This window comes from Bacillus sp. LR--39, assembly GCF_053613335.1.
This window is the reverse complement of the sequence record NZ_JBSIOT010000713.1, coordinates 1-779: the sequence shown is the minus strand read 5'-3', so window position 1 is coordinate 779 and position 779 is coordinate 1. Positions and strand designations below refer to the sequence as shown.

Annotated in this window: 2 protein-coding genes; both read right to left on the bottom strand. The window is 51.3% G+C overall.

All coding sequences use genetic code 11. From position 1 onward, the window contains the following. Positions 1–138: RbsD/FucU domain-containing protein (locus ACWHAR_RS26030; protein WP_452088295.1), on the bottom strand; the 138-nt coding region annotated here is incomplete at its 3' end. Further along, positions 135–779 (bottom strand): PfkB family carbohydrate kinase (locus tag ACWHAR_RS26025; protein WP_452088294.1); only part of this gene is annotated, 645 nt, incomplete at its 5' end. The genes ACWHAR_RS26025 and ACWHAR_RS26030, both read right to left, overlap by 4 nt.

The following is a 779-nucleotide window of genomic DNA, read 5'->3' as shown; positions in this document are numbered from 1 at the left end:
CGGCTTCAGTGAAAGATCAATTTTCAAAACGCCGTCGGGAACCGGCAGTCCGGCATCCGCGATGACAATTTTATCAGTGTGGCCAAGGTCGGCTAAAATCTTGGCAAGATGGCTGTTCAGTATACCGTGTTTTTTCATGACAGCAGCTCCTCTACTTTATTTCTTGTCGGCATTCCGCCTTGGGCACCGAAGGAGCAGACAGAAAGGGAAGCGGCACGATTGGCAAACCGCAATGCGGCTTCAATGTCTTTTCCCTCAGCCAGGGCCACGGCAAATGCTGCGTTAAACGTATCACCGGCTCCGGTTGTATCAACGGGCTCTACAGGGAAGGACGGGATGAGCACCTCTTTGCTGCCAGCCGAATAGCGGACGCCTTGTTTTCCTTCCGTAATAAAGAGCTTTGCCGGATAAAGCGCCAGAGCTTCAGAAATGGTAAGCTCAGGGAATAAAATCGAAGCCTCGTGTTCATTCGGCGTCAGATAGGTGGCGTGATCAATTGTTTCCTGCTTGAGCGGGCGGGCCGGTGCTGGGTTTAGTATGATCGGGATATCGTGAGAATGGCAGTATTTGCACACCTCATCAACCGTTTCTTCTGGGATTTCCTGCTGAATCAGCACCATATCGACCTTTTCAATCTGTTCGAGCGCGTTTAACGCATACGCTGGGGTGATGTCATCGTTCGCGCCTTTGACAACGACAATGCCGTTGTCGCCTTCAGCAAGCACAATATGAGCGGTTCCGCTTTCCGTATGTGTAACCGGTTCCATATAGTCAGTGCG